This window comes from Halanaerobiales bacterium (assembly GCA_035270125.1).
GTDB lineage: Bacteria > Bacillota > Halanaerobiia > Halanaerobiales > DATFIM01 > DATFIM01.
This window is the reverse complement of sequence record DATFIM010000065.1, coordinates 1-22,145: the sequence shown is the minus strand read 5'-3', so window position 1 is coordinate 22,145 and position 22,145 is coordinate 1. Positions and strand designations below refer to the sequence as shown.

The following is a 22,145-nucleotide window of genomic DNA, read 5'->3' as shown; positions in this document are numbered from 1 at the left end:
AAACTATTTTAAAATGAAACCAATACAACTTACTAAAGAAGCCATAAAGAAACTTTATTTCATTTTAAATACGTTGTTTCCAGAGTTTCAATCAATTGAAATATTTGACAAAGATTTACCACATGTACTTTTCAGTACAGTTCCAAAAAATAATTTATTAAGAATATTTGCATCTAAGTATGTAATTCAAAAATTACCTATTGCTGAATTATTTTTAAAAGAAATTCCAAAACGATTTTCAATTTATCAATTTAGGAATGATTCAATGATGCCAGTATACTTTATTACAAGTTCTATACTAATTGCTGATAATCCACAACATTTAATAAATTATTTTTATGACAAATTGAAGGATATGCCTCCAGCTGGGGAACAAAAGTATTCAAATTTGATAAAGAAACTAAATAATTTGGAAACAACTATGAATGAAGAAAATTATAATCCTATCAAAGGGTTATTAAAATCACTTAGCCCTGATGTAATAGGATCTTCAAAAATGTTTAAAGCATTTATAATTCATGAAGATTAAAAACTTATTATGATACTATATATTAAAAGGGCCCAAAATAATATATAGTATTAACTCTCTTATTTCAGTTACCTGCACGCGGTAGAGAGTGCAAAGTACCAAAAACTGAAACTATTTATTGAAAGTAACGTAAAAGTTAATCTCTAATAAATCAAAATATTATAGAAATAATGCACATAGCAATGTGTTAGTATTAACTAAAATTAAAGTTATGAAACATGTTTTAATGGGTATTACACTAATGTTATTATTAATTACTAATCAAGTAGTAGCTCCGGCTACTAGTAATAATTTGATTAGCGCTGAAGAAAAGTATGAGAATTTCTCAGTATTTAAAAATAAAAAAGAAATTCTTAAAGAAGTAGCTTTTATAAGCAATAATAATTTTAAACTGATTTCTAAATTAGATAGTAGTTTTATATTAAATGACTATGAAACTCAGCAAGCATTAGTGGAACTATCTAATAAACTAAATGTTAGGCCAGCTTGGTTTTTAGCAACATTTTATCATGAAAGTAGAATAAGTACAACAGCTAAAAATCCTTATACAAATGCAACTGGTTTAATACAATTTATGCCTAAAACAGCTGAATACTTAGGAACTACTACTACTCAGTTAAGTAAAATGAGTTTTATTGAACAATTCTATTATATAGAAAAGTATATTTCATATTATAAAAATATATCTTCCTATGAAGACTTATATTTAGCTGTATTTTTTCCAATTGCTTTAAATAAATCAGATTACTATATTATAGGTAAAAGTCCACCTAATAATAAATCTTATAAAAATATGAATTTTAGAGAAAAAACATATGTTTTAAATAAAGCAATGGATGTTAATAAGGATGGTTTAATAACCGTAAAAGATTTTAAAAAATACGCAACAAATTTTGCTTAAAAATAAGGGCTACTCAAAGTAGCCCTTTTTACTCAACTTAAATAAAAAAATATGAAATTATCAGAAGCTTTGAAAATCAAGAAAGATATAGTAGAAACTCTTAAAGCAACCCAACGAACAATTATAAAATTAAGCTTTAGTAAAACTACTAAAAACTCATTAGATATAAACACTTTAATAGAAAAACAAAGTGAGCTAAGAGAAATATTAGTTTCTTTAAAATTATCTATAAGAGAAGCAAACTCAGAAATTACAGAGTATATTTTTAAATTATCTGAATTGAAAGAAGAAAAAAAATGCTATGAAAAGATATTAGATGGTATGAATAATTCTAATGTTGATACTCCATTTACGAAGGTAGAAATTACTGATAAAATAAAGAATATATCAGAAGAAATAGAAAAAATAAATGGTTATTTAAAAGAATTTAATGATTCTACAGAAATAGATATTGATTTATCAAAATATTTAGGAACTAAAATTACAAAAAAATCATAATATGAGCTTAGAAAAAAATATCGCATTTCCAAATATTATAGTATATATTACAGAAAATTATCCTACAGAAAAAGATGCTATAATTCAAACAAAATATTTAAAAAAATTAAATAACAGTACAGAAGAAATTCCTATTAGAATTGATTTACTATCTAATAGACTATTAGAAGAATTTAAAGCTGATAACAATATCTTAGATATTAAGAAAGTATCATATAATGAAGTTTCTATAGGTAATAGGTATTTTGTATATTTAAAAAAAGTAATTGAAAATAGCAAAGATAAAGAATTAATTAAAAATTATATAAATTCTAGAGCTATATTAAACAAATTAAAAGAAGTTAAATTAGATTATAAAGAAAATAATTCTAAAAGAGAAGCTCGTGGTATAGCTATAAATATTTCAGAAGTCGATGAGATATTGGATATAGAACGTAAAAAAGATTATACATCTGAAATTATTAAAAATAATTCTAATTTAGATACAATATTTGATAGTTTATTTGATATTTCAAAAAATTATAATAATATGATTGCCGGAGTAAACAATTCAATAAATAATTGGTCAAAATATTGTGCTATTATTTCAACCTCAGTTTCTTATTTTAAAGAAGATACTAACAATTTAATACAAGTTTTAAATAAAAAGGTAGTCAATAGTGTATTAAGTGCTTTATATAATATTAGTAATTTAGAAAGCGTTTTAAAAAAATTGAATTTAAAAATACCGGATAATGTAAATAAAAAAGAAATATTAGATAATTTTACTAATTATTTTACTCTAGATGGATTAGAATCTAAAGTAGAAGATCTTAACTTTAATAATTTTCTATATTTAGTACTCGATATATTAGAAAAAACTCTAATTGATGAAAGCAATATTAAATATATAAACGCTTCTAATAAAACAAAATCTGATTTAAATATAAAAAATTTTGATGCAGTTATAGACACACAAAAATATACTGATGATATTGAAATTAAATATAGTAAAAATAAAAAATCTTTTTATAAAAGCACTGATTATTTTACTGTATTTTTAATATTAGATACTATTTCAAAAGTAATTAGCAAAAATGAGGAGCAAAATAAACAGTTTTTAAAAACTTTAAATAAAACAGACTTTACAGAAGAATTATTATTTTTATTTGAACAATAAATGATAATGAAAGTAGTTATAAATAATACAAAGTACGAATGCACTTATAATAAACCAACTTATATATTAGAGTTGAAAAATAATTCAAAACTACTTTCAGAAAATAAAAAATATAAATTCAAAATATTAAAAACTTGGTGTGAATTTATTAATAACAAGAAAAAAACTAAAGCATTAATAATAATAAAAACAACTGATAAATTTTTACTAAGTAAGATTAAAAAAAGATATATAAGTACACCTTAAAACACCTTAACATGATTATTATTTTAAAAGAACAAAAAAAACGTAAAAAACGAGTGGCCGTATCTGGGCGACCGAAGGTAGAAAAAAAAGTTAGTTATAAATGTCCTTATGTGGATATTTGTGAGCATGCAGAAAAAGAAACATGCTATTCGGTAAAAGATCGCAATTTAAAAACTGAAGTATGTTTTAGAGAACGTAAAAAAGTAAGCCCTGTTAATTTAGATACGGGACGTTCTATTAAATTAGGAACATTCGAAGAAGAAACAGATAATGCTGTAGAAAAATTGATGAATTCTGGAAATATCCAAATCTTCAAGCTTTATTAAAAAAATTAATAAGCATGGAGATTAAAATATATTTCCATGCTTAATTACTATTTATTATGATAAAGTTTATTAGTAATCAAAATGTTATTAATACACCATTCACTATAAGCACTATTTCAGAATTATTAGATTATTTTGAAAATAAAGAATTAATATCTTTAGATAGTGAAACAGAAGGATATGACCCACATACTTGTAATATCATATCTTTACAATTAGGTGATCCTAATGTACAATTTGTAATAGATTACACAACTTTATCAGAAAATGAAATACAAAAAATAAAATCTCTATTAGAGTCTGGCAAGACTATAATAATGCATAATGCTCAATTTGATTTACGTTTTTTATTAAAACAAAATATTGACGTAAAAAATATATATGATACATTTCTAGCAGAATTAGTGCTATATACTGGATATGATTATTCAGATTCCTCTAGTAAATATTATATCGGTACTTCTTTATATAACGTTGTAAAACGATATTGTGAAAAAGAACTTGATAAAAGTATTAGAGGTAAAATACATTATCTAAGACTTAATGAATCTGTAATTAAATATGCAGCCGAAGATGTAAAATATTTAGAAGAAGTAAGAGCTAAACAATTAAAATTAATAAAAGAAAAAAACTTAGAAAATACTTTAGAATTAGAAAATCAAGTAGTTAGAGTATTTGCTAAAATGTCTTTTGACGGAATAAAATTAGATACTAACAAATGGGAATCAGTTTATAAAATTACTGAAACTAATGTTAAAAATCTAACTAAAGAATTGGATAATATAGTATTATCTGAACCAAAGTTGAAAAAATTTATACCAGAAGGATTTCAACAAAATTTATTTGGATTTGAAGAAAGAAAATTAAATATTAATTGGAAATCACCTATTCAAAAGTTGGAAATATTAAATGAATTAGGTATAAATATAGATAGTGTAGGAACTCCAATATTATCTAGATTAGTAAATAAGCATACAATAATACCCAAATTATTGGAATACTCTAAACAAGTAAAATTAGCAGATGCTTTTGGAAAAAAGTTTTTAGATTTTGTTAATAATAGAACAAAAAGATTACACATATCAGTTTGGCAAATATTATCAACTGGCAGAATATCTGTCAGTAATCCTAATTTAAATCAAATACCACGTAAAGGAAATTTAGGACCGGTAATTAGATCTGCTTTTGTAGCATCCGATGGCTATAAGATAATAGGTGGAGATTACTCAAGTTTTGAATTAGCAATAATTGCTGAATTTAGTAAAGATCCTATATGGGTAAATACTCTATTAAAAGACAAAAATTTACATTCTGAATTATGTGCTAATACATTTAATATACCTATAAAAGATATAAATAATCCATTTCCTTACAATAAAGAAATAACTTATAGGGATGTTCAAAAAACTATAGATTTTGGATTAGCATACGGCATGTCTGAATTTAAATTATCTAATACTATACAAGTTAGTGTCAATAAGGCCAAAGAAATTATAAATAGTTTCTTTAATATGGTACCACATGTTAAGAAATTTTTAACTATGCTTGGAAATTTTGGTAAAAACAATGGATACACAAGGACAGCTAAGCCTTTTAAAAGAATAAGGCACTTTCCAGAATGGGAAGAACTAAAAAGAAATCCTAATCATCCAGATACTTTCAAAATTTTAGGAGAAATTGAAAGAAAATCTAAGAATACACCAATTCAAGGTACTAATGCGGATATTATAAAATTGGCATTAATTAATACTCAAAAAGAAATTGATAAAAATAATTGGCCTGTAAGGATATTATTATCGATTTACGATGAAATACAAACTGAATGTAGGGAAGACAAAGCAGAAGAATGGAAAAATAAATTACAGGAAATTATGATAAGTACTGCTAAGACAGTACTAAAAACTGTACCCGTTAAAGCAGACTGTGATATTTCTGATTATTGGAAAAAATAATTTAACTTAAAACTAACAAACCATGGAAGACTTTTTTAAAACATTAGAAAAACAATTAGAGTTAAATTTATTAGCTGACGTATTAAAAGATAATATTGACTTAAGTAATACAAAAAAAGTATTAAATTGGTTAAAATTATGTTCTAATATTGCAAGTATGCCTAATTTAAAATTAATAGATTTAGAAAACTCTAGAAAACAATTTAATAAACGAATAAAAAATTCAGTATATTGGATAAGAGTATTTGAAGATGGCGAAGATGTAAAAGATCTAATAACTGAACGTAAAAAAAGAAATCCTGAATTTGCATATTTAGGATCTCTAATTAAATTAGAACACGAATTTAAAACAAAATAAAATTAATTTATGAGGATAGAGGTAGATACTGAGTTACTATTTAAGTATAATATAACACCTAATCAGTTCATACTAATTTACCTCATCTCAAATGAATCAAAAGTACTAAAAGACTTTATAAATCTGGTAAATAAAGATGAATTAAAAAAAGATTTAGAAGTTTTAGAAAAAGTAAATTTCATACATAATTTAAATACTGACAATAAGCTAGATTTCTCTAATATAGTAGTCAGAGATGAATTCTTAAATTTAATTAATTTAAAAGTTGATTTATTTCAAGAATTATTAGACATCTACCCTATCAAGGTAAGACGTCCTGACGGTTTTTATGATTATTTAAAAACAGATTCAGCACGCTCTAGGAAGCGATATAATCAACTTATTAGAGGGAATAGACTAAGACATCATAAGATCATAGAAGCTTTAAAATACGAGCTTAAAATAAGGCAAAAAGAGGGTTCTATGATGTATATGAAAAGATTACCAAAGTGGTTATCTTCAAGAGAATGGGAAGTATTTGAAGAAAGAATGAAAGACGAAGAAAAGGAAGTAGAATCAATAGGTACATATGGTACCAATATAGAATAAGTAATATGCTAATAACACCATTAAAGTACAAACATATTTCAGAGCCTACTACAGAAATATTAGAGTATATTGATAGTAGGAGGAAAGGACAAATCAGATCGTTAAAAACTAAATGGAGAAAATTTAACGATCAATGTATGGGTGGTATTGAACCTAATACTATTTATACAGTAGCTGGTATATCCGGTAGTGGTGATAGAATATTTATCAATTACTTTTAGATAGGAAATATGATAAATATAAAGAATATTGCCGTATTTATGAGGAATCATAAATATAATTATTGGGCAAAAACGGTGAAGGCTGAGATGCTAATACCGTGGTAAATTTAAAGATAACGAAAGGCTTTAAATCACCGTAACGCATAGGAAATGAACAAATATAATTTTCCCACGAGTGTCCAACATCCAGAACGGATGAAAATATATGCTGAGCTTACATAAAATGAAATGTAAGAAGTATTAGATAAAAAACTAATACGGTAACAATACTGAAATCTAGCTTTGTTAATAGCTTAGAAACAGATTTATTTGATTTAAATAATAGAGATGAATTTGTTGTACTCTCCTTTTCATTCGAAATGCTAAGTTCAAAACAAGTAGGTAGAAAATTATCTTACAAATTAGAAAAAACAACACAAGAATTATATAGTGGATATACTAATTATAAATTATCCAACGAAGATTACAAAAAAGTACAAGAAACAGCAAAAGGTATTGAAAAATATCCAATATATTATGTAGATATGCCAGGAACAGTTGACGAAATACGCCATACTATTCTGGAATTTAGTAAGGAATCTTTTGTTAAAGGTAAAAGGTTAATAATTATGTTAGATCATACATTATTAACTAAAGGTAAATCCGGAGAAGCTGAAAGAAGCATATTAGCAAACCTGCAATATATGTTTATGGAAATCAAAAAGTACGATAAAAATACCATAATTCAGCTGAGTCAAATGAATAGAGATATTGAAGCTAAGGAACGCATTGTTAATAATGCAATGCATTTTCCTATGAGGAGAGATATTTTTGGGGGTGATAGTATCTTCCAAGCTTCTGACTATTTAATAGTACTACATAGACCAGAAATGTTAGGAATAACAGAATATGGCATGAGTGCATTACCAACAAAAGATTTAGTCTACATGCATTTCCTAAAAGTAAGGGAAGGAGAACCTAAAATACTTGTATTCAAAAACAACCTTAGGTATAACAGAATTGATGAGCATGAATTAAATTCTGTTAATAAATAAATCTTAATTATTAATAATTAATTAATTTCATCATGACAAAAAATAATAAAAACTCTTTCGTTATTGACATGTCTAAAACAATAACAAACGCAACAGCAGATTTTTACAAACGAGAATTTTTAAAGAATGCTCGTAATTTAGGATTATTCATTGCAGGAGAAGACATTCCTCCAGTACTTAGTGGTATTGAAGAAGCAGGAATGGGAAACTTATTAACAGTAGGTACTGCAGATAATCATGACGTTGAATGGATTCGACGTCCACAATTTGCATGTGAACGAGGTTTAAAACCAGTTTATGACATTGTTGATGACTGGAATGAAATTCAAGAAGCTTTAGTTAAATTCTATGAAGAAAAATACGGATTACGAACTAAAGACGGAGCAAAAATAACAATTCACGACGGGTATGTAAAAGTAGGATACCACATTATTACTGATGATACTCTTGCAGAAGTAATTGCACGAAAAATTGTCGGTTAATAGAAAAGAATAAATAAAAAAAATTACCTTTTCCTTAATAATTCCCAAAAAATATATACCGGCATTAAGTTTGCCGGTTTTATAAAATTTTATCATAATAAAAACTAAGGAATAACAAAAATTAAGGAAAAAATGAATAGAGAATCATATCAAATAGCAATTGTAGGAGAATCCGGACGGGGAAAAACATATTCCTTTAGAAATATGGATTCAGAAACAACAGGCTATATTAATTTAGAAAATAAACCATTACCGTTTACTACAAAATTTAAACATTATAGTAGACCTAATAATTGGCAAGACTGCTATCAAAAATTGATAGAGTATGCAAAAAATGATGATATAAAAACCGTAGTATTAGAAAGTTTTTCTTCTTATATTGATAGTGTATTAAAAACAGCTAGAGATACTAAAAAAGGTTTTGATATTTGGAATTTTTATAATGACGAAATAGGTAAACTATTATATTTATTAACAAAATATCCTAAAGATATATTTATAACAGCTCATCCAGCATGGGTAGAAACTCCTGAAGGAGCTGTAGAAAAACGCATTGGAGTAAAAGGTAATGAATGGAATAAAACAGGAGTAGAAAGAGACTTTACAATAGTTCTATTCGCTGATGCAAAATTATCAAATGATAACAAACGAGAATACTATTATACCCTAAATTCAGATGGAACTACCACAGCAAAAACACCACCAGTACTATTTGAAGATGAAGAATCTATACCAAATGATGCTTCAAAAGTATTGGAAGAATTAAATAAAATGTTTAATTAATTAATATTATATAAATATGCCTAAATTTAAAATTAGTAAAGAAAATAAATTACAAGATCAAGGTAGTTCATTTATTGAAGCGGGAATTCATGAAGACTTAGAATTTGACAGAATTACATATAATGTATCTGCAAATGGTAATAAATTCTTAGCTTTTTATTTAAAAGACCTCTCTGGAGCAGAGGTATCAAAAACAGAATGGGAACCTAAAGATGAAAATCCTGAAAAATTAAAAAATAAAGTAAATAACCAAATGATTAGAATCCATCACATACTTGTAGGATCAGGTGTGCTGAGTGAGATTAATATTGAAGCAGATGATTTCGAAGAATTCGCCAATAAATTAATTGATTTAGTAGGCGATAAATACAAAGATGTTAAAATTAGAGCCAAGGTAGTATATGACGATAATAACTACACAACTTTGCCTAATTACACTAAATATATTTGGATTGAACCAATGTCTATACCTAAAGAAAAAAGTAAAATAAGAATACTAGGTATAGATAGAATGGAAAGAATAAGACCAGATGACACATCTAGTCAAAGTAATCCATTTGAAAGTGTAGATACATCTGAATCAGAAAAAGACAATAATAAGGATAAAAGCGATTTACCGTTCTAAATATCCTCAATATATATATATCAAGGGGTAGTAAAATTCTACCCCTTATAATTTTATCAGTATATGACACTATACGACACAAAAAATATAAAACCTGTAACTGAAGAAAATATTTTAAGTAAAACTACAGAATATGATATATTTTCATATTACTTAGGACACAGTTTTATAGTTAATTCTAAATTTAATAGCCCACTAAGAAAAGATAAAAATCCTTCTTTTGGTATATTTGTATCTAAGATAACAAATTCTTTATTATTTAAAGACCAAGGTATAGGAGAAACTGGAAATTGTTTTAAATTTGTACAATTAATAGAATCTTTGAGCACCTATAAAGAAGCATTAGAAAAGGTAAATGACGATTTAAATTTAGGACTATTAAATAGAAGCAAAAAAGGTATAGATGTAAAATATAATTATAAATCATCTAGAACCAAAATAGAAATAAAGACTAGATATTTCACAGAAAATGATGATGAATATTGGAATCAATATAATATATCTAGAGAGACATTAAAACAATATAAAGTAAAACCTATATCATATATATGGGTTAATGACACTCTTTTACCTTGGAGATATTCAAAAGAATACCCCATGTATGCATATCAAGTTTATAATAAATTTAAAATATATAGACCAAAGAATGCAAATAAGGAAAAATGGCTTACTAACTGTACTTTATACGATGTTCAAGGTTATGAACAATTACCAAAGTCTGGAGAATTACTTATAATAACAAAGTCATTGAAAGATGTAATGGTATTAAACGAATTAAATTATACTTCAGTATCTGCAAATAGCGAAAACTCTGTAATACCTAAAAAAATAATGTATGATTTAAAGAAGAGATTTAAAAATATTATTATATTCTTTGATAATGATAGTAGTGGTATAAAAGGAGCTGAAGAATTTTGTAAAACTTACAATTTAAATAGTATAAAAATAAGTACAGATAAAAAAGTAAAGGATATAAGCGATTTTATAAAAAAATATGGTAAAAAACAAACTGAAGAATATTTAAAAAAATTATTAACAAATGATAAATAATATAAACTTCTACAAATCATTACAGTCGGATTATGAAAAATCTACAAAAATTATTTACTTAAATCCTTTAAATGATATTTTATTAAAAATAAAAAAATCTGAAAAAGGTAGTAGTAATAAAATAATTAAGGCGTTACTTCCAAATGATCAATATTTAATAAAGAAATCTTATATAAATGATGATCACCCTAATTTTATAAATATAAAAAGAAAGAAAGATGGGTCTTTAATGATAAGTTATTTAACTATTAAAGATGTAAAATCTAAAATATTAAATAAATATATTAAAGATAAATTTAAATTATTATTAAAGGATGATTTTAATATCAGAAAAATACTCTCAAATAAAGAAGATTTATCTGTAAGAACTTGTATTTCATATAATAATGTACTTAGTAGTAAATTGTATACTTTTAGAAACTTTAGACCATCTGAAATTTCAGAAGATAGATATTTTAGTTATTTAAGTAGTATGTATATAAATATGTATGAAGAACTATCTAATATTATACATACCAATACTAAAATACTTTATAGTATTAATGAAATGCAAAAAAATAATTTTATCTTGTTAAAGATACTATACAATAGTATTATTAACGATACAAATTATATTGAAGATGTTAAAGAATATTATGGATTAAATTCTAAGGAAACTAAATATATAAATTCCAAACTTGATAGTAAATCATTTGAATTATTAAACTTACTAAAAAATATAAATTTATACAAAGATTCTTCTATTAGAAAACAAATTAAACCCGGCAAGTTCATTATAAAATTATTTAATAAAGGAATTTATAAACCTACAGAAATAGAAGATTTCGTAGAACTATTATCATCAGAATTTATTGATATTTCTAAAGATGATATAAAAATAGTTAGAGGTCCAGCTATACCTTATTATTATAATGAAATAAATTGTTCATACTATAAAAATTACAATAAAAAACGCAATAATGCGTCTTACTCAACACTGGATTTATTACAAGGTACTATAAATAATCAAGAAGATGGTGCGCAAGTAGAAAATAATTTAGGTGGGGGACAATTACATAATAGTTGTATGCGTCACAATAGTTGTACAGACGAACAATTAGATTTATATGTAGATAATCCAGATACAATAGGGATGTTGATTTTATTTGATTATGATAAAAAAGTTGCAGGTAGATGTATAATTTGGACAGATGGTAAAACTAATATGTTTGATAGAATCTACGCTGATAACAATTCTACAAGACATAAAATGTATAAATGGTTATTAAACAATAACTACATTAACGTATCTAACAGTAATAAAAATTATAGCGGACTTAATAATAATAACAAAACAACAGGAATTCCTATAAAAAATTGCATCTATGAAAAGTATCCATATTTAGATACATTTAAATATATAGATTTAAAAAATAAGAAATTATTAACTTATCATGAAATGGATAGTTATGAATCTGATAAATATTTATATTCAATAAGTAGTGGGGGACTTTCAGAGGTAACTAAATATTATACTACTAGTAATTTGATGGCTGAAAAACTGAATACAACAGATTATATAAATAATACAATAAGAAATTATAATCAAAAAAATAAGAATATTAAAAATATATTAAAAACTGAAGAATCTTCAATATTTAAAATTAAATTACATAGATATGCAGAAAATTCTGAAGATGATATAATAGATTATATTCATATATATAGCTGGAATATGAATAATACAGATAGAATGACTAAATCTTTAAAAAATAATGAAATACCTAATGGTATATCTGTTCTAAAATATTCTATAAGAAATGGTACTATTACAAGCAAAAAACATAAAGTTGATAAAACGTACAAAAAAACTATTGAAAAATTAGGTATCATTAATGAACAAAATAATTTAAAATCTAATAAATTAAATAAAGAAGATGCCAATAAAGCTCTTGGAAATTTAATGGGTGAATATTACGATAAACACGTTAAATATAGTCCATCTTTTATAGATTTACCTAGGACATATATGAATTCTTTTGGCCAAATATTTTAAAAATTTATGATTAAAAATAATGTTTAATTTAGGACTATTAATAAAAACTTTATCTGTGCAATCGAAATCTAATGACGATTCTAACATGATAAAGTTTGTGAAAAATTTCTTATCAAAAAATAAAATAAAATATAAGGAAGATACATATGGAAATATATATGTTACTAAAGGAAAAAGCAAATCTTATGCCTGTGTAGTAAGTCATATGGATACCGTACATCCTATGATAGATAAAGAATATTTTAAAATATTTAAGTTAAAGGATATACTTTATGCTATGAATGTAGAACTGGGAGAACAAGTTGGTATTGGCGGAGATGATAAAGTGGGAATATATATAACTTTACAACTATTAAAAGATTTAGATAATATAAAAGCCGTATTTTACAGAAATGAGGAAATAGGTTGTTTAGGATCTAAACATTCTATACAACATGAAAAATCTTTTTATAACGATTGTAATTTTATTTTACAATGTGATAGAAAGTATAAAAGTGATTTTATAACTAGATCTGGTGGAACTAAAATGTGTAGTACTGACTTTATAAATTCTGTAACTCCTTATATGGAGAAATATGGATTTAAAGAAGAGACGGGAATAAGTACAGATGTAGATAAATTAGTAAAAGGAGATGCCGGAATATCGTGTGTTAACATAAGTTCCGGGTACTATAGACCCCATACTGATACTGAAATAGTTAAAATTTCAGAAGTACTAAACACATTTAATTTTGTAACTGATATAATAAATAATTTAGGTAATACTAAATTTGAATACAAATATGTACCAACTCCCACATATAGTAATTTTGGAAATTCATTTACATATCCAATAAGTAGGAAAATATATTTTGATAAAATAGTACCAAAATACATATATCAAAATATTAAATTGTCTAAATATCCAGAATTTAATATTATAAATAGTAATAAAAATGAAATTGAAAATTCCTATGAATATTCTTTAAAGGATGAAGAACAACTAATACCAGTAAAAGGTATTAATTGTAACATTTGTAAAAGTAAAGATACAATGATATACTATCCTAAAGATGATATATTCATGTGTAAAAAATGTGGCAAAATATTAAACGATGATACGAATTTAAAAAAGAATGAACAAATAGATAATTTATATCACAAACTGAAAATAACTTCTAAAGGAGAAGATTTTGTTTTTAATAATTTAGCAGTTTGTTGGATTAAAAAAGATGATTCCGAATGGAGTTCTGTATTAGGCTCATATATGCCTTTAGATGAAGATAGATATAAATTAGCTTATTAAAAACATACCTACTTAAGTTGTAGGTATTTTTACTACTAAATTTATGAGTAAAAAGAAATCTAAAAATAAAAAAGTAAAAAATGCTACTCCATTATTTTATGATGGTATAAAATTTAAAAGTAAATTAGAAGTATACTGTTATAATAAATTAAAAGAAAATAACATAGAAGCTCCATATGAAGAAAATACTTTTGTAATAATTGATGCCTTCGTATATAATGATGAGAAAGTAAGAAAAATGACATACAAACCTGATTTTGTAGGTAAAGATTTTGTAATTGAATGTAAAGGAAAGGCTAATGATGCTTTTCCATTGCGTTGGAAAATTTTTAAACGCTATTTATTTGATAATAATTTAAATTACAAATTATACTTACCTAGAAATAAAAAGGATGTAGATGCAGTCATTGAAGATATAAAAAATCATTATAATGACAGAAAAACAGTATTACAGTGAAAAGAAAGTATCTAGTACCTCATTAAAATGGTTTGAAGATGAATCTCCTTGGTATTTTAAAAATATGCTAGATAAAGAAATAGTACAAGAAAAATTAAGTTGGTTCGATACTGGTAGACAAATACATATGTCTATTTTAGAACCAAAAGAATTTGACATTAACTATATTTATTTAGATTATAAAATACCAAAAAGTGAAAATCAAAAGAAATTCTGTGAAATTTATATAGATAATATAAATAAATATACAGATAAAGAAAGGAGAATACTATCTTATGAACGATCTTATAACGCTGTTGGTAAATCCGAAGATAAGATAAATAAAGAATCTGAGAAACTATATAATACCTTACAGAGTTATATAAAGTACTTAGAAAAATCGAAAGAGTATAAAGAGGTACTAACTAAATCAAAATGGAAATTAATACAAGATTTAAAAAAAGAAGCTTATAATCATAAGAAAGCAAGACAATTATTATTAGTGGAAAATGATTTAGCTAATGTAGAAGAGTATAATGAAATACCAATATTTTGGGAATATAAAACTATTGAAGGAAAAACAGTTCCTTGTAAGTCTATGTTAGATAGATTAGTAATAGATCATGATACTAAAACTATTAAATTAATAGATCTAAAAACTACTAGTAATTTAGGTACTTTTCATAAATCTGTAGATAAATACAAATACTACAGACAATTAGCTTTTTATTGGAAAGCTGTTGAATATGAATTTAAAGACTTGCAAGATTATAAACGAGAAAATTATATAATAGCGCTACGAACTAAAGAATTACCAGAATGTAAAGTATTTGAAATATCAAATAATTTAATAGAATTAGGTAATGAAGAAATTGAAAACCTAATGAAAGATATTTCGTGGCATTTTGAAAACAACTTCTGGAAATATTCAAGAGAGTATTATGAAGGAACAGGAGTTGAAAAATTAAAAGAAGAAAATTAATATGCACGTAAATACATTCAAAAAGTTAATTGAGTTAGGTAATTCTCAAAATAATACATTAAGATTTTTAATGCCTTTAATTTACGAACAAGGTATAAACAGTGATAACACTGTAACGGAACCTTTTATCGGCGCTTATATTAAAGATGCTAAAAATAAAGAATATGATGATAAATTATTATTAGTTTATGATAGTAAAAATGAACTTACAAATAAAGTTAGTGAGGTACTTACTAAATCTAAACATTATTTAGAATCTTATTCTAATGAAAATAATAAATTAAAGGTATTCGTATTTGATATACCTGAAAATAAACAACCAATATTAGAATTATTTAAAGAGGGTAAATACACACAATTCCCTTCATTATATAAAACTAATATAATGAAATTTTGGAATTTGGAAGAAGGTGACGATATGTTTACATATATACTATATGGTGTAGACGAATCACAAATGAACAATAATGTAACAGAACTTACAGAAGAAGAACAAAAAGATACCATAGAAAACGAATTATGGCCTATTCCAGATATGTCAAAAGAAACATTAAAATAATAAAAATAACTCTACAAAACACATTAAATAAACAGACATGAATAGCTTATTAAGATTCACGATGTAAAGTACTAAGATATATACGCCTTAGTTGAAGTTTATAAAGAAAGCTGTTAGGTATACTGTAAGATGAAAAAGGGTTTATAGTAGTCTTACTTAATACGAAAGTGCAAACCAGAAACCCTGAGTAGAGTTATTTTTAAAACATTAATGCAAGACTATTCCTGAATCCTCAGACAGTTGAGGTAGTTGTCGAAAGACAAAGCAACTGCTCCCACCAATGACAGGATGAAAAGGAGCATGATGTCTTGCATAAAATATTGGTTTGGTTAAGTTAAGTTGGTTAATTAGAAAGCCCACCGAGGGTAGGTAATATCATAAATTATAATATCCTTCCATAATAGTGTCAATTTGTTTTGTCCATTCAAATTGATACTTTCCTACCCTCACCTTTTTAACCTTATTAAAACAAAAATAAATGAATTGGAGAGAACAATTAAATAGTACAAATACTGAAGAAATTAAAAGATATGGCCAATTGAAAACTTGGTACCCTTATTTAAAGGATGAATTTACTAAACCTTATATGAGGCGTATATCTGCTAAAATAGCCAATTATAAGCAAAATGAGGGACTTTTATGTCCAAGTAAGGGAAATATATTCAGAGCATTCAGAAAGTGCCCATATGAAGCCGTAAAGCTTGTTATTTTAGGTCAAGATCCATACCCTGGTAAAGGAATTGCAGATGGGTTAGTATTTAGTACTAAAAATAAAGAAACGCCTAAAAGTTTGAAAAATATATTTAAAGAATTAACTAATGATTTTCCAGACATAAGATTATTAAGTAATTCTTTGGATAATTGGGCAGAACAAGGTGCGCTACTTATTAATACTGTATTTACTACGCATGCCGGAATATCTAAAGCGCATATCAATTATGGATGGGAAATACTAACTAATAAAATATTAGAATTACTGAATAATCATAATAATTCTATAGTATTTATGCTGTGGGGAAATGATGCTAGAAAATATAAAAGTAAAATTACAAATAAAAAACATTTAATATTAGAAGCGGTACACCCCAGTCCTTTATCAGCAAATAGAGGATTTTTTGGATGCAACCATTTTAAGAAAGCTTATAACTTTATTAAAGATAAATATAATTATGACTTTGATTTTTCAACAAAATAACACATATTAACAATGATTACAGAATCAAATACTTTATTAAATAAATATATGGATACTGTTTCAGTAAGTAAAAACGTAGCTTATAAATTTTTAGAAGATATTATAAGTCAAATGGTAGATCCATATGGTTTATTGTATGAAGACGGTACTTTAGAGTTTATATATGAACCTAGAGGTACTTCAAAGATGTTTAAAAAAATATTATCAACTAATTTCAGCGAAATACTTTCTTTTTTAGGTATAAAATTTCCTAAATCAGATGAATATAGAATGGTAAAAGTGAGAGATTTATATGACTGTGTAATAAACAGCAGGTCATTTAATCCTGATATTTATAATTTACAAATACTAAATACTGATATTCCATTTGAAAATACTTTGGAAAGAAGATTAAGATATTTCTTTTACAGTCGTACTAGAAAAATAAAAGAAAAAAATTCTGATAGAGATTATTTCTTATATCCTATAGATGATATATTAGTAAACGAAATAATTAATTATAATTTTCCAGATAAAAAAATAAAAAAATTCATAAATGCACTAGAATTAAAATATTTTAATAATTCCTCACTTACTTATTTAGGGCCAAGTATTATAATGACTTGGATACCAGAATTAAGAGATAAAAGAGTACAAGATATAAACAATCTTGCTAATGCTTTTAAAGAACATATTAATATAATCTACAAAAAAGATTATTCAGAATATGTAGAAGGTGTGGATGATAAAGAACTTAGAAACGAATTTATACAATTTTATATCGACACTAAATAAATTAAAATATACGATTTCATGATTGACAGGGGAGTGGTTACCCCGCAAGTTTGGTTAATTGAAAAAGAAAGGGCAGCCTTAATGACTGCCCTATCTTTATTTGTATGTTTATGTAGTACTTAATTCTTAAACCAATGCATTTGGTTTTCTATATTTAATAATCTAGGTATTTGTTTAGCAACTGGTACCATATTAATAAAATATTTTTCCATCTTCATATGATCTTTCCAAGGACCTGTTTTAAATCTTGTCCAAGGTCTATCATCATCTAATGGATTAAATGCTAATTCTACCATTCTAATAGTATTTTCTATTATAGACATAGCTGCTGCAGGAGATTTAAGTATTCTCATTGCTTCTATAGGATTACTAAAGAAAAACAATTCTGACCTTAATCTTAAAAACTGATATGCAGCATGACTATAAAAAGCTTGTTTAGTTTCATCATCTTCATCACCAGCTAACTTTACAAACAAATTACCTAATATAAATGCTAATACCAATGCTATTGTTTCTGTAACTGTTCTCTTGATATTGGCTCGTTCTAAAGTTGTTAGTCCTTTTAAATAAGCTTTAGCGGATTCATGTTTAAAAGCATTAGCATCTTTAAATAGCCTACCTAAAAAATTATTAAGTAATATACCAGCTGTTTTACCAGCAACTCTACCAGTAGTAATATAAGACCCTTCTGTAAAGAATTCGCCTATTTCATTATATTTAAAAGCTCTAGAACCATCACGATTTTTACGTTTACTAACTTCCCAGCGTCTATTCATTCCTGGTATTACAAATTTTCTAAACATATAACCCATTCTGCCTAATGCAAGTCGTTGTAAAGCAATTTTACCTAATTGAGAGTACTCACCATGCATTCTAGATAGAATACGTTTCATTCTTAATCCTATAATGTTTACCTCTTCTTCAGTTAGTTCAACTCTCTTGTCTAATACTAATTCACCTTTATCATTGACTGAATATGCATCCAATAAACTTAGCTCTTTTCCATCTTTATCTTTTATAATATTACCTTCAGAGTCTCTAGCTTTAATATAATCTAGCATGGCCATCATTGCTCTAGTTTGCATCATATGCTCACCAGCATGAGAAGTAAAGAATAATGTATTAGTCATCATCATTCTAGAGAATTTAGATGATTTTCTCATAGCATCGTCACTACCATAATCATTTAATACATCAAATCTTTCAGCTAATAAGTTAACTTTATTTTCTGGTTTTCTAGATCCTATATCGCCTAATATGCCAACTAAATTTTTAGCATATTCCCTAGAAGCTTTCCTATAATTTTTCATAGTATAGAATTCGCCAGCAAAAGATTCTGCTATTTGCATAGTCTCCCCCAGCATTGTATTAGCAGTACCTTGAACGAAGTTAATACCTAGCATATTAAGTGCTGTAAATCTATTTAAAGCATCTGCTGCTTTAGCTTTATCTATACTAGACCCAAATACAGTCCAAGTACCTTCATCTTTGGCCATTTTACCATACACAACGGATTCCACCCAATCGCCTAATTGTGCAGCTATTAATGATGAAGCTCCTGATTTAGTTAACTCCCTGTTAATAAGTGCTTTATTAGCATTTTTAATTGGATTTGCATGATTATCTAATTTAACTATATCTCTATTGTCTATTAAAAATTTAGTAAGCTCTAAATCTGATAAAACTTCATTAGTATTTTTATATGTAACACCCATTTTATATCTATTATAATATATAGATGCTATATCAAATGATTGATCGTCAACCGGTATTTCATTACTGTAAAATACAGGTAAGAATAATTTAGGATTATTACTTTCATCAACTAATTCCATTATTTCTCCACCTGCCATTTCACCTTTTTCTACATCATAAGGTTTTAAAGATACCCATTCACTAGTTATTTCTTTAGTAGATTTGTATAGACCTTGTCTAGATTGTAATCTCTCTATAAAACTTTTAGCAATTCCTGGTAATCTAGTACCTAATCTATGTTGATAGGGTAAAACTTGATCTATTTCATTATTTGTTTCTACAATAAAATCATAGAATTTTATCCTAGGATCAGTTTGTACACCATCTACTAACCCACGTTTTCTAAGTGATTGTAATTCATCCCATTGTGGATTGTGCCAATTTGTAATACTTTTTTCCCATATTATTTGGCCTGAATTTTTAATTTCTTTTACTTTTCTACCTTCTTTAACAGGGTCTCTAAAATTCCATATATTTTGAGAAATCCATTTTTGAATATATCCAGCTGCTTGATGTTCATTACCTTTAAGTACCTTACTTAAATCTTTTTCAGCGTACCTAGATTTATCATTTTCTACGACTCTTTCAAATTCTTCATAAGTTAATATGCCGCCATCCATAAGTTCTTTCATATAATCATACTTTGCTTGATTAAGATCCTTATGATGAGTAATAATATTCATTTTTCTGTACTTATAAAGAACATTTTCTTTAGCAGTTTCATTCATTCCTTCAAGTTCATTAACCATTCGTTTAACTCTCTCATATTCAGTTTTAAAACTGCTCCTAAATTTATCTATATAATGCCCAGTTAATTTACCATCTTCATCTCTTTCTAACATAAAACTATAGAAGGATTCTTCAGATTGATTGGCCTTTTTATTTTGATAATTTTCTAAATCTCTTAATAAACCAACTAATTTATCCCTATATTTAAGTCCTTCTAATCTAGAATTTTCTAATTGCAATGCATATGATTTTACTAACGTACTGATAACCATGTCATCAGAATTAAGTACAGTATCAGCCCATCTGGCTATATAAGATATATCAAACGCACCTTTTTCTAGTTCAGCTTTAAATATAGCAGTAGTACGATCTTCAATAGTTCCTTCAAATTCTTTCATTCTATTTGAAATATACGTATTCATAGATATATCAGCTTTTTCTTTATCTGATAAATTACGCCATTCTCTTTCAAATATAAGCCTATATTCAGATTTTATTCTAGTACTTTTTTGTGCAAATTTATCTACTATAACATTCCTACCATCTTCTAATATAAACTGATCTATTTCATCAATTTGATCTGATGTATTACTTAATTGTTTAAGTATTTTCTTAAGTTGTTCATCATCAACATCTGAATGCCTATCTACAATAGTTTTACGAATTGCCTTAACGATTCTAAATCCATTAACATAATCAGCCCACTGTATTAAATGCTTGGAGTCTATTGCTTCTTTATCTCCCTTTTTATAAGCTTCTCTAGCTTTTTTAAAACGGTTATAAACACTATTAATTTGGCTAACAGCCAAAGCACTAAAATCTAATAATACATCTAAATCAGATTCTTCACTCTCCAGTACTTCTAATCTTTCTCTAAGTTCAGCAATCTTTTCTTGATTGTCTCTACGTTTATAAATTTTTATTTTATTTTGTATAGAATCTATTGCTTTTAAACGTAATTCATTTTCTTCAGAAGATATTGTAAAAGTCTCTTCTATATATTTAGGTACTTTACCAATAACTGTTTGTTTTTCAGCTTGTTCAGGATCATCTTCTTCAGGGTTCTTTTTCTTATCACGTTGTTCATAAGCTTCTCTAGAAGGTCTATTAGTACGTTCTATATACTGTTCACCAACAACCATATTAGCTAATCTTCTAACAGTTGATTTTTCTATTTTAAGTACTTGTTTAACACGTCTAAAAAAACGCATTAACCACCTTTGCCATTTAGGTCCTTTTTCAGCTATTTCTCGTTCGTTGAATATCTTAGCAACTTCTTCACCAATAGCTTGTGCTAATATCTCTTTTTTAAGTTTATGATTAGTTATATCTTCAGCTAAATCAGGATATCGTTCTAATACCCTTTTTTCTATTTTTGAGCCCTCTAATTGTTTAAGGCCTTGTTGTACTAAGGTATTATTTAAACCCCCTATTAAATCGACTAATAAGTGCCCAAATTCGTGCCCTAACGTATCTCTAGTCATTAGATTAGGATTAACTCTTATAACAGAACCACCAGCCTCTAAAAGGCCTAATTGGGGTATATTAATGTCTTCTATTACTTGTCTGACTTCAGGAAATACATTGAGCATTATCTCTTTTTGTCTATTAAATTCTTCCCTATACTTATTAGATTCTTTTAC

22 protein-coding genes are annotated in these 22,145 nt (G+C 26.0%); 21 read left to right on the top strand and 1 reads right to left on the bottom strand.

Annotated elements, in window-relative coordinates:
- Nucleotides 1–13 precede the first annotated feature (13 nt).
- From VJ881_03420 to VJ881_03320, 21 genes are all read left to right on the top strand, one after another.
- On the top strand, nucleotides 14–529 hold the full coding sequence (locus VJ881_03420; GenBank protein ID HKL75095.1) for a hypothetical protein: 516 nt from the start codon (nucleotides 14–16) through the stop codon (nucleotides 527–529).
- 241 nt (nucleotides 530–770) lie between these two features.
- On the top strand, nucleotides 771–1,430 hold the full coding sequence (locus VJ881_03415) for a transglycosylase SLT domain-containing protein (GenBank protein ID HKL75094.1): 660 nt from the start codon (nucleotides 771–773) through the stop codon (nucleotides 1,428–1,430).
- Between the two features lie 51 nt (nucleotides 1,431–1,481).
- Complete coding sequence (locus tag VJ881_03410) at nucleotides 1,482–1,928, top strand: hypothetical protein (protein ID HKL75093.1); 447 nt, start codon at nucleotides 1,482–1,484, stop codon at nucleotides 1,926–1,928.
- A gap of 1 nt (nucleotide 1,929) precedes the next feature.
- On the top strand, nucleotides 1,930–3,087 hold the full coding sequence (locus tag VJ881_03405; GenBank protein HKL75092.1) for a hypothetical protein: 1,158 nt from the start codon (nucleotides 1,930–1,932) through the stop codon (nucleotides 3,085–3,087).
- A 299-nt stretch (nucleotides 3,088–3,386) separates the two neighbouring features.
- Nucleotides 3,387–3,659, top strand: coding sequence for a hypothetical protein (locus tag VJ881_03400; protein HKL75091.1), 273 nt, complete (start codon nucleotides 3,387–3,389; stop codon nucleotides 3,657–3,659).
- 56 nt (nucleotides 3,660–3,715) lie between these two features.
- Nucleotides 3,716–5,611 carry a DNA polymerase gene (locus VJ881_03395; protein HKL75090.1) on the top strand — a complete coding sequence of 632 codons (1,896 nt, stop codon included), beginning with the start codon at nucleotides 3,716–3,718 and terminating at the stop codon, nucleotides 5,609–5,611.
- A 22-nt stretch (nucleotides 5,612–5,633) separates the two neighbouring features.
- Nucleotides 5,634–5,969, top strand: coding sequence for a hypothetical protein (locus VJ881_03390; protein ID HKL75089.1), 336 nt, complete (start codon nucleotides 5,634–5,636; stop codon nucleotides 5,967–5,969).
- Between the two features lie 9 nt (nucleotides 5,970–5,978).
- Complete coding sequence (locus VJ881_03385; GenBank protein ID HKL75088.1) at nucleotides 5,979–6,557, top strand: hypothetical protein; 579 nt, start codon at nucleotides 5,979–5,981, stop codon at nucleotides 6,555–6,557.
- Nucleotides 6,558–6,562: 5 nt separating this feature from the next.
- Complete coding sequence (locus tag VJ881_03380) at nucleotides 6,563–6,778, top strand: hypothetical protein (GenBank protein HKL75087.1); 216 nt, start codon at nucleotides 6,563–6,565, stop codon at nucleotides 6,776–6,778.
- A 266-nt stretch (nucleotides 6,779–7,044) separates the two neighbouring features.
- Entirely contained in the window at nucleotides 7,045–7,812 is a 768-nt protein-coding gene (locus VJ881_03375; protein HKL75086.1) for a DnaB-like helicase C-terminal domain-containing protein, read from the top strand.
- A 32-nt stretch (nucleotides 7,813–7,844) separates the two neighbouring features.
- Nucleotides 7,845–8,294: a hypothetical protein gene (locus VJ881_03370; protein HKL75085.1), complete on the top strand. Its 450-nt coding sequence runs from the start codon at nucleotides 7,845–7,847 to the stop codon at nucleotides 8,292–8,294.
- Between the two features lie 132 nt (nucleotides 8,295–8,426).
- On the top strand, nucleotides 8,427–9,077 hold the full coding sequence (locus VJ881_03365; GenBank protein HKL75084.1) for an AAA family ATPase: 651 nt from the start codon (nucleotides 8,427–8,429) through the stop codon (nucleotides 9,075–9,077).
- A 16-nt stretch (nucleotides 9,078–9,093) separates the two neighbouring features.
- On the top strand, nucleotides 9,094–9,702 hold the full coding sequence (locus VJ881_03360) for a hypothetical protein (protein ID HKL75083.1): 609 nt from the start codon (nucleotides 9,094–9,096) through the stop codon (nucleotides 9,700–9,702).
- Between the two features lie 63 nt (nucleotides 9,703–9,765).
- Nucleotides 9,766–10,752, top strand: a complete 987-nt coding sequence (locus VJ881_03355) for a toprim domain-containing protein (protein ID HKL75082.1) — start codon at nucleotides 9,766–9,768, stop codon at nucleotides 10,750–10,752.
- A complete protein-coding gene (locus tag VJ881_03350; protein ID HKL75081.1) occupies nucleotides 10,742–12,787 on the top strand; it encodes a hypothetical protein in 2,046 nt (681 codons plus the stop codon). Before VJ881_03355 ends, VJ881_03350 begins: the two co-directional genes overlap by 11 nt.
- A gap of 97 nt (nucleotides 12,788–12,884) precedes the next feature.
- Nucleotides 12,885–14,072, top strand: coding sequence for a M28 family peptidase (locus VJ881_03345; protein HKL75080.1), 1,188 nt, complete (start codon nucleotides 12,885–12,887; stop codon nucleotides 14,070–14,072).
- 43 nt (nucleotides 14,073–14,115) lie between these two features.
- The gene (locus VJ881_03340) at nucleotides 14,116–14,529 is read left to right on the top strand and encodes a DUF1064 domain-containing protein (GenBank protein HKL75079.1); all 414 of its coding nucleotides are present in this window, start codon (nucleotides 14,116–14,118) and stop codon (nucleotides 14,527–14,529) included.
- The gene (locus VJ881_03335; protein ID HKL75078.1) at nucleotides 14,504–15,490 is read left to right on the top strand and encodes a PD-(D/E)XK nuclease-like domain-containing protein; all 987 of its coding nucleotides are present in this window, start codon (nucleotides 14,504–14,506) and stop codon (nucleotides 15,488–15,490) included. Before VJ881_03340 ends, VJ881_03335 begins: the two co-directional genes overlap by 26 nt.
- Before the next feature lies 1 nt (nucleotide 15,491).
- The gene (locus VJ881_03330; GenBank protein HKL75077.1) at nucleotides 15,492–16,049 is read left to right on the top strand and encodes a hypothetical protein; all 558 of its coding nucleotides are present in this window, start codon (nucleotides 15,492–15,494) and stop codon (nucleotides 16,047–16,049) included.
- Between the two features lie 478 nt (nucleotides 16,050–16,527).
- Nucleotides 16,528–17,244 (top strand): uracil-DNA glycosylase, encoded by a 717-nt coding sequence (gene ung, locus VJ881_03325; protein HKL75076.1) that lies wholly within the window; start codon nucleotides 16,528–16,530, stop codon nucleotides 17,242–17,244.
- Between the two features lie 12 nt (nucleotides 17,245–17,256).
- The gene (locus VJ881_03320) at nucleotides 17,257–18,018 is read left to right on the top strand and encodes a hypothetical protein (GenBank protein HKL75075.1); all 762 of its coding nucleotides are present in this window, start codon (nucleotides 17,257–17,259) and stop codon (nucleotides 18,016–18,018) included.
- A gap of 119 nt (nucleotides 18,019–18,137) precedes the next feature.
- Here VJ881_03320 and VJ881_03315 read toward each other — a convergent pair.
- Nucleotides 18,138–22,145, bottom strand: a 4,008-nt coding sequence (locus VJ881_03315) for a hypothetical protein (GenBank protein HKL75074.1), incomplete at its 5' end; no start/stop codon positions are given.

Coding starts and splice junctions, on each gene's coding strand:
- VJ881_03420 (HKL75095.1), top strand. CDS start 14: ATGAAACCAATACAACTTACTAAAGAAGCCATAAAGAAACTTTATTTC.
- VJ881_03415 (HKL75094.1), top strand. CDS start 771: ATGTTATTATTAATTACTAATCAAGTAGTAGCTCCGGCTACTAGTAAT.
- VJ881_03410 (HKL75093.1), top strand. CDS start 1,482: ATGAAATTATCAGAAGCTTTGAAAATCAAGAAAGATATAGTAGAAACT.
- VJ881_03405 (HKL75092.1), top strand. CDS start 1,930: ATGAGCTTAGAAAAAAATATCGCATTTCCAAATATTATAGTATATATT.
- VJ881_03395 (HKL75090.1), top strand. CDS start 3,716: ATGATAAAGTTTATTAGTAATCAAAATGTTATTAATACACCATTCACT.
- VJ881_03390 (HKL75089.1), top strand. CDS start 5,634: ATGGAAGACTTTTTTAAAACATTAGAAAAACAATTAGAGTTAAATTTA.
- VJ881_03385 (HKL75088.1), top strand. CDS start 5,979: ATGAGGATAGAGGTAGATACTGAGTTACTATTTAAGTATAATATAACA.
- VJ881_03380 (HKL75087.1), top strand. CDS start 6,563: ATGCTAATAACACCATTAAAGTACAAACATATTTCAGAGCCTACTACA.
- VJ881_03370 (HKL75085.1), top strand. CDS start 7,845: ATGACAAAAAATAATAAAAACTCTTTCGTTATTGACATGTCTAAAACA.
- VJ881_03365 (HKL75084.1), top strand. CDS start 8,427: ATGAATAGAGAATCATATCAAATAGCAATTGTAGGAGAATCCGGACGG.
- VJ881_03360 (HKL75083.1), top strand. CDS start 9,094: ATGCCTAAATTTAAAATTAGTAAAGAAAATAAATTACAAGATCAAGGT.
- VJ881_03355 (HKL75082.1), top strand. CDS start 9,766: ATGACACTATACGACACAAAAAATATAAAACCTGTAACTGAAGAAAAT.
- VJ881_03350 (HKL75081.1), top strand. CDS start 10,742: ATGATAAATAATATAAACTTCTACAAATCATTACAGTCGGATTATGAA.
- VJ881_03340 (HKL75079.1), top strand. CDS start 14,116: ATGAGTAAAAAGAAATCTAAAAATAAAAAAGTAAAAAATGCTACTCCA.
- VJ881_03335 (HKL75078.1), top strand. CDS start 14,504: ATGACAGAAAAACAGTATTACAGTGAAAAGAAAGTATCTAGTACCTCA.
- VJ881_03330 (HKL75077.1), top strand. CDS start 15,492: ATGCACGTAAATACATTCAAAAAGTTAATTGAGTTAGGTAATTCTCAA.
- ung (HKL75076.1), top strand. CDS start 16,528: ATGAATTGGAGAGAACAATTAAATAGTACAAATACTGAAGAAATTAAA.
- VJ881_03320 (HKL75075.1), top strand. CDS start 17,257: ATGATTACAGAATCAAATACTTTATTAAATAAATATATGGATACTGTT.